The following is a 7,246-nucleotide window of genomic DNA, read 5'->3' on the forward strand; positions in this document are numbered from 1 at the left end:
GTTCTTTATACATCCTTGCCTTTTAGCATTTTATTCCAATAAAGGTATGGTAGTCCGTATTTTTTAAGCATCCATAAACGCCAGTGTTCCTTCGAAGAATCGAAGATCAGCATTTTCTTTAATTCAGGATCGGGGGTGAAATTGTTTTCATAATCAAATTCTGCCAGCACCATTTTCCCGAATTCAGTAACCAGGGGACAAGAAGAATACCCATTGTATTTCTTATTATCGGCTGCTTTATTATTCATCAATTTCAGCATATTATCAAGCACTACAGGCACCTGCTTCCTGATAGCCGCACCAGTTTTTGCGGTTGGCAGGGCAGCAACATCTCCTAGTCCGAAAACATTCGGGTACTTATTGTGTTGCAGCGAATGATGATCTACATCCAGCCAACCTTCAGCATTGGCAAGTTTAGATTTCCTTACAAATTCAGGGGCTACCGATGGTGGTGCCAGGTGAAGCATATCGTAGTGAATACCTACCATATTTCCATCTTTCTCTATCTTTAGCTTGGCAGGATTGTGCTCGTAAGCCTCAGGAGCCAATTCATACCAGGCAATCTGCTTTTTAGCATCAATTTTCTTAAGCGCATGATAGAATTTAAGGTTGATATTCTTCCTATCAACGATCTCCATTAGCGTGTCTTTGATCTCAGGCACACCAAAAATCACCGTTCCGTTAGTTGCAAAAACCACATTGGTTTTATCTTTAAGACCATGTTTTTTAAAGTAGGCCTCTGCCAGGTACATTATTTTCTGTGGTGCTCCCCCACATTTAATTGGGGTAGTAGGTTGTGTAAACAGTGCGGTTCCTCCTTTAAAGTTCTTAAGAACCTCCAGGGTATGTTTAGGATCGGTATAATTAGAACAAACATTGCCTTTATCTATTGCTTCGGAAAGTCCGGGCACAAGGCTCATATCGTAAGTAAGTCCGGGAGACACTACAAGGTAATCATACTTTATTTCACCCGATTTTTCAGTAGTGACCGAATTACTATCAGGATCCATCGCAGTAACCTTTTCCTGGTACCATTTTACTCCTTTAGGAATAAGGTCAGCCATAGGCCGCGCCGTATCCTCGAAATCGTAAGTCCCTGCTCCTACCAAAGTCCAGGCAGGTTGATAATAATGGGTTTTAGCAGGATCGATAATTGCGACATCTAAATTTTTATGTTCTCTTTTAAGGCGTGAAGCCATCATTAGGCCACCGGTACCGGCGCCTATAATAAGTATCTGGTGTTTGGAACTCATAATTTATAATTTTGAACGAATTTAGATAAAGTTAACTAAAAGCCTTGTAACGCAGGTTACACTTAACAGGAAATTTGAGAGTAACTGATTTTGATCAGGTATAATTTGAGCGAACCGGGATTTTTTAGCTCTGAAAAGGCACTAACTGTGGCGGTTATATGCAGAAATCTTCACCCATTATTGAGCCTTTATTCAACGAGAAACTTAAGAATTCTGTCCCAAATTTTCTTCAGAATTTTTAACATAAATCCCGATCTTCATCGTGAAGGAGGAAGAGTTGAAGCAATTTTCTGTTCTTAATTTAAATCAAGAGATCCTTTAAAAACTGAAATTCCGGAATGAGATTCCGGGAAAAATCTGAAATAAGGAATAGCCTTGCAAATCCTGCATCTGAAAAGCAGAAGCCCACAACCAGCCAAAATTTTCACGGGGAAGCCGATAATATTTCCGTAGAACCGGCATTAAGGATTCTATGAATTATGAATTAAAGTGAATAATCTCATTTTTTAATCCGCGGTTAAAATCTAAACCCCCGAATTCCAGAAAACAAACCCTCTACTAATTACTGAGAATAGGTTACCGGAAACAAAAAGCCCTCCGAAGTCTTGGCTTCGGAGGGCACTCACTATATAAAAAAGATTTCTGTATAATTTAATTATTCAAACTAGGCCAATTCAGCCCAAACGATATAAATACCCATAAGTAGAACAAACCAACCAAAAGCTTTTTTCAGTTTTTTTCCGTCAATAAATTTGTTCAGATAAACACCAAGGAAAATACCGGCGATTGAAAGCCCGGTAAAGGCAAGCAGAAATACCCAGTCAATATCCAGGTTTTGCACATCACCTATGAAACCGATAAGGGATTTAACCGCGATAATCAACAGGGAAGTTGCAACCGCTTTTTTCATCGGCAACTTGGCCAATAGTACTAATGCAGGAATGATAAGGAACCCACCTCCTGCTCCAACGATCCCGGTAAGCACTCCTACCACAATTCCTTCTACAATAATAAGCGGGTAATTATAAGTAACTTCAGTAGGTTCAGGTTTTAAAGACTTCTTTTCCCGAATCATCGAGATAGAGGCCAGGATCATAATGATCGCGAAGAAAAGCATGATCCCAATATTCTTGGTGATTTCGAAACCTCCAACATTGAATAAATGCTCGGGAATGGCCGGCACTAAATACATTCGTGTTGCGTATACCGCAATAAATGCAGGAATGGCAAATACTGTTGCGGTCCTTAAGTCTACCAGCCCTTTTTTCATGTTTTTTATCGCTCCCACCAGGGCAGACGACCCAACAACAAAAAGTGAATAAGCGGTAGCGGTAACAGGATTAACTGCCATAAGGTACACAAGCACCGGTACAGTTAAAATTGATCCTCCACCTCCAATAAGTCCCAAAACAACTCCAATGATTAACGCCCCAACGTAACCAAGAATTTCTAGTATTTCCATAAGTTTAGTTTAGTTTTTAAAGCTGCAAAAGTACTGTGTTGACTATCCGGTTACAGTAACAAGGGTTACACAAGGACTTATAAGCAAAGTGCTTCAGGAAAACCTATGAAAAGATAATACTTTTTTCTTTAAAAATTAAAGTTGAAGTACCTCAATGCTATTGCGTTGAAGTTTAATTTTACCTTCAAGCTCCAGTTTTTTCAGCAAACGGGAAATCACCACCCTCGAGGTATGAAGGTCGTAGGCTATTTGCTGGTGAGTATTATTCACGATCTCATGTTGATTGATCTTAGCTTTATCCTTTAGATATCTCATAAGCCTTTCGTCCATATTCATAAAGGCTATGGTATCTATGGTATCCAACATTTCGGTAAGCCGGGAATGATAACTTTCAAAAACATAATTGCGCCAACTCTTATACTTTGAGGTCCACTCTTCCATCTTTTCAATAGGGATCATAATAAGGGTGGTATCGCGTTCGGCCACTGCACGGACCTCACTACGGGTTTGGCCCATACAACAGGACAGGGTCATCGCGCAGGTATCCCCCCGCTCCAGGAAATATAGTAAGAGTTCGTCTCCATCCTTATCATCCCGCATGATCTTGATAGCTCCATCCAAAAGCAGCGGCATCATCTTTACATAATCGCCTATTTCGATAATTTTTTCCCCTGCTTCTACGTGTTTGAGAATTCCTACTTCTGATATTTCTTTAATCAAGGCTTTTTCAAAAATAAAATGATAAGCCTCTTCTAATTTTGCAAGCATGAAATATATTTTAGAGGCCTAAATTAGGAGTTTTTTATGGGTTATGGAATTTTTTTGACAGTTCCTTGTTCTGTAATTGTATGAGTTTGCAATCTTGTTACGCACATAAGAAGTTAATTGGTTAATTTGGGCTTGGTTGTGATGTTGTGATGGGATAATTCTAAAATCGATAATTCGTTATTTCGGGAGACATGAATTCGGCAGCACCGCTTCTGCTCTTTTCTACTTTTCCTATATTCCCCTTCCCTCATATCGCAGTCCCATCGATTGATTTCCAGTCCTTTTGCGAACCGGGAGTGTATCGGGAACTGTCTGGAAGTACGAACTCGTAAAGATTCCCAACACCTTTTATTTCGCCTGTGCTTCATAAAAAACACTCGAAGCCAACGCCCGTAATTTGAATACTGAATACAAATTCAAACCAATATCCTAATTAAGGGAAAATTCTGGACGTCATTCAGGAGAAGGGATGAATTTAAGGTTTTGGTTCAAGGCTAGAGATCCCATCCCCCAGTTATCTCTCTTTAAGCTTTACCTCAATACCTGTTCAATTATTAAAGGCACAGCCTGCATCTAATTTTTTTGGTTGAAGTCATCCTTATCCCTGTTCTCCTGTTAAGCTTTTCTCCACTCTACACTTATAAACAGAAAACCTCATTCTGGCAAGAGCAGGACGAAAACCCGAACCGGGAACCAAGCACTGAGAACTGATTACAGCCAATCAACTCAGCCCCAAAGGCAAAGAGCTAAGGACCAGAAATCCCCTGAAAAAAAGCTTACTTATTATAAAATGTTTGTAATTTTGCCCTACTAACTCTAACTAACTGACCTTTTTCTCCTCATTACTGAGACACCCTACAAGAAGGTCTTTATTTCCCCTTTCTGATTAGATCGGGTTCACACCGTTGACTTATAGTCTCCGGCAAAACGGCGTTTTCCATTGAGATAGCGCAAAATAAAGATAATATGTTGTGGTACGTCTTATACACTAAACCGAGATCGGAACAAAAGGTCGCACAACGACTTGAAAAATTAGGAATTCAGGTCTATTGCCCGATAATCACTGAGGTTCGTAAATGGAGTGATCGCAAGAAAAAGGTGAGTACTCCTCTGTTCAAATCCTATGTCTTTGTGAAACTACCGGAAAAGGAAAGAAACCGGGTTTTTGAAGCCCCCGGAGTGGTACGCTATATGCATTGGCTTGGAAAACCCGCTGTAGTGCGAAGCTACGAGATAGAAACCATCGAGAAATGGCTCAACAACGAAGAAGTAGATGAAATGGAAATAGCAGAATTTTCCCCAGGGGACAAACTCGTGATCCGAAATGGCTCCCTGGAAGGCCGGGAAGCCATAGTGCGGGAAGTAGGCAAAAAACAAATGCGCCTGGTCCTACCCGGAATGGGATTTACAGTAGTTATGAATACCAGGGAAGTTCTTTAAAAATATTTATTGTTTATTGCCTGGAGTTTTTGGTTCGGTGTTTATATTCTGAGTTCTCCGCTTGTCCGCCGGCCCTCTTTTCCCCTTCTCCATGTCTCATTTTCATCCGTTGAGTTCGAGTGCTTTTGCAGAGCGAGAACAAAGCAAAAGTGTATCGGGAACCGCTAAGTAGTTCCAAACCTTTCTTCTTCAAAGGGAGAATTTTGGATCTTTTCTCCACTTTCCCTCTCAATTCCTTAACAAAAAGATTGCCGCGTCCACATTCTCCTTCCAGTCAAATGTCTCCTCGCAATGACGTACCGGGAACAGAGAACCGACAACTCAAAACCGATTCCGACAGCCATCGGGGCACAATCGCCTCTTTTTTAACAAAGCCCGTTGGGTTCGAGTGATCCCGATGTAAATCGGGATTGTATCGAGAACCGCCTGGGAGCGACAACTTCTAAGACTTCTCGATACTTTTTTTATTCCGCCTGCGCTTCATAAAAAACCCTCGAAGCCAACGTCTGATAATTTTGTGACGCATTTAATTAAACGTCACCCTGAACTTGATTCAGGGTCTCATAATCGGAGTGGAATTATTGAGAGCTAACGAGGAAGGACCGATCTTCAAAATCAAGCTCACCCAATCGCCTCTCAGCCAAACAGGATGAGATCCCAGATCATCCCGATCGCTATCGGGAGGGATGACGAAACCTTTCTTCTTCAAAACGAGAATTTTGGATCTTTTCTCCACTTTCCCTCTCAATTCCCTAACAAAAAGATTGCCGCGTCCACATTCTCCTTCCAGTCAAATGTTTCCTCGCAATGACGTACCGGGAACAGAGAACCGACAACTCAAAACCGATCCCTATAGCTATCGAGACACAATCCCCTCTCCTCTAACAAAGCCCGTTGGGTTCGAGTGATCCCGATGTAAATCGGGATTGTATCGAGAACCGCTGAGTAGTTCCAAACCTTTCTTCTTCAAAACAAAGATTTCCGAAACGCCAAAAACTCCATCAAACCACGGTTTTAACCGTGGTCAGGGACAGACTCTCTAACTAAATCCGACCTGAAGTATAAAACTCCAAACCTTCCCAAACCTCAAATCCAGGTCAGACCCAAAAAAAACGACAATAGAGAACTCAGAACCGACAACTAAATCTAGAACCTCCGCTCCAAACTCAGCCCCAGCCCAAAAAGCGGATTATAATTGCTGTTGATATCTGCCGAAAGCATCAGACTCACCTGGAAAGGATCATTCAGGAGCAGGGTTTCTCCAAAGATATGGAGCACATCCTCATTTCCGAAGGGCAAATCTCTTCGAAAAGTGCCCTCATTATGGGCGTAGCTCAACAGCAGTTTATAGGGATAAGAATTCCAGAAAGCAGAAACCTGTCCGCCAAAGCCAAAATGATGTGTAACAAACTTATTGTTGACGATAAGCTGCTGTTTCTCATCATACTTAAAAAAAGGAGCCCCCAGGATTCGGGTTTTATAGGTCCAGCCGGAATAATAAGCTACAATATGCCCCAGATAATTATCAGCCCCCCAGCGGTTTACATCATTGCTTTGGTCCCGGGTGTAGTAAAGCTCATAGATCAAAGCGTTCAGCAGTCGGTCTTTTTTATCATTTTCAAAATAAATCCCATAACGTCCATCGGGAAAATTATCGAACCGACTTCCGGAGCCATCTTCAAAAATATTATTATAGATAAAACTAAGCTTAAAATCCTGGTACTGTTTATCGGCATAGATTTCCCAGGAACCAAGGTGATTGCCCAGAGCATTTTCTATATCTCCCTGCAGGGCAGCTTCTCCTCCGCCCCTGCCGGTAACGATCCTGAAGTAATCCCCAAAACCTTCCGGTTGTTCTCCTTTATCGGGAGAAGTACCTCCCCACTGGGCGAAATGCTGTATGCCTACTTTAAACCGCCAGCCGTTCCCGGCATCGTGTACCAGTCTGAACATCTTATGATGCACCTTCGCCCCTTCTACATACCGGTCTTTTTCCATCAGATATTCCGCCCAGCGGGCTTCAAAGCCCCAGCTCTGAGCCCTGTTAATAAATACAGGGCCATTGGTTTCCAGCTCCAGCCCCGGCATCGGCCTCGCATTCGTACTCCAAAGGATATTCTCATTTGTAGCACTGAGTCCGCGATAAAATACCTCTTTCTGTTTTATCCCCAGCGAAGCCCGGAGCCAGAGGTTTTTATACTGCACATACATTTCATCGGGGAAAACCTCATCTTTTGCCGCATTATCATATACCGCTCCCAATCCGAATTCGAGCTCAGCTTCCATTCCAATGTCCAGCCGGTATTGCGCGTTTACCAGACCG

The 7,246-nt window shown here is 42.1% G+C and carries 6 protein-coding genes; 2 read left to right on the plus strand and 4 right to left on the minus strand.

All coding sequences use genetic code 11. The features are described 5' to 3' along the window. Positions 1 to 5: 5 nt before the first annotated feature. A complete protein-coding gene (locus VIM94_RS00945) occupies positions 6 to 1,253 on the minus strand; it encodes an FAD/NAD(P)-binding oxidoreductase (protein ID WP_332037420.1) in 1,248 nt (415 codons plus the stop codon). A gap of 338 nt (positions 1,254 to 1,591) precedes the next feature. On the opposite strand from VIM94_RS00945, the gene VIM94_RS00950 reads away from it, so the two are divergent. After that, complete coding sequence (locus VIM94_RS00950; protein ID WP_332037421.1) at positions 1,592 to 1,729, plus strand: hypothetical protein; 138 nt, start codon at positions 1,592 to 1,594, stop codon at positions 1,727 to 1,729. Between the two features lie 188 nt (positions 1,730 to 1,917). On the opposite strand, the gene VIM94_RS00955 is transcribed toward VIM94_RS00950, so the two are convergent. Together VIM94_RS00955 and VIM94_RS00960 are read right to left on the minus strand one after the other, a co-directional pair. Further along, positions 1,918 to 2,715, minus strand: a complete 798-nt coding sequence (locus tag VIM94_RS00955) for a sulfite exporter TauE/SafE family protein (protein WP_332037422.1) — start codon at positions 2,713 to 2,715, stop codon at positions 1,918 to 1,920. Between the two features lie 135 nt (positions 2,716 to 2,850). Beyond that, positions 2,851 to 3,483, minus strand: coding sequence for a Crp/Fnr family transcriptional regulator (locus tag VIM94_RS00960; protein ID WP_332037423.1), 633 nt, complete (start codon positions 3,481 to 3,483; stop codon positions 2,851 to 2,853). 966 nt (positions 3,484 to 4,449) lie between these two features. On the opposite strand from VIM94_RS00960, the gene VIM94_RS00965 reads away from it, so the two are divergent. After that, positions 4,450 to 4,923, plus strand: coding sequence for a UpxY family transcription antiterminator (locus VIM94_RS00965; protein ID WP_332037424.1), 474 nt, complete (start codon positions 4,450 to 4,452; stop codon positions 4,921 to 4,923). Positions 4,924 to 6,069: 1,146 nt separating this feature from the next. Here VIM94_RS00965 and VIM94_RS00970 read toward each other — a convergent pair. Then, positions 6,070 to 7,246 (minus strand): capsule assembly Wzi family protein (locus VIM94_RS00970; RefSeq protein WP_332037425.1); only part of this gene is annotated, 1,177 nt, incomplete at its 5' end.

This window comes from Salegentibacter sp. (assembly GCF_036568425.1).
Lineage (GTDB): Bacteria > Bacteroidota > Bacteroidia > Flavobacteriales > Flavobacteriaceae > Salegentibacter.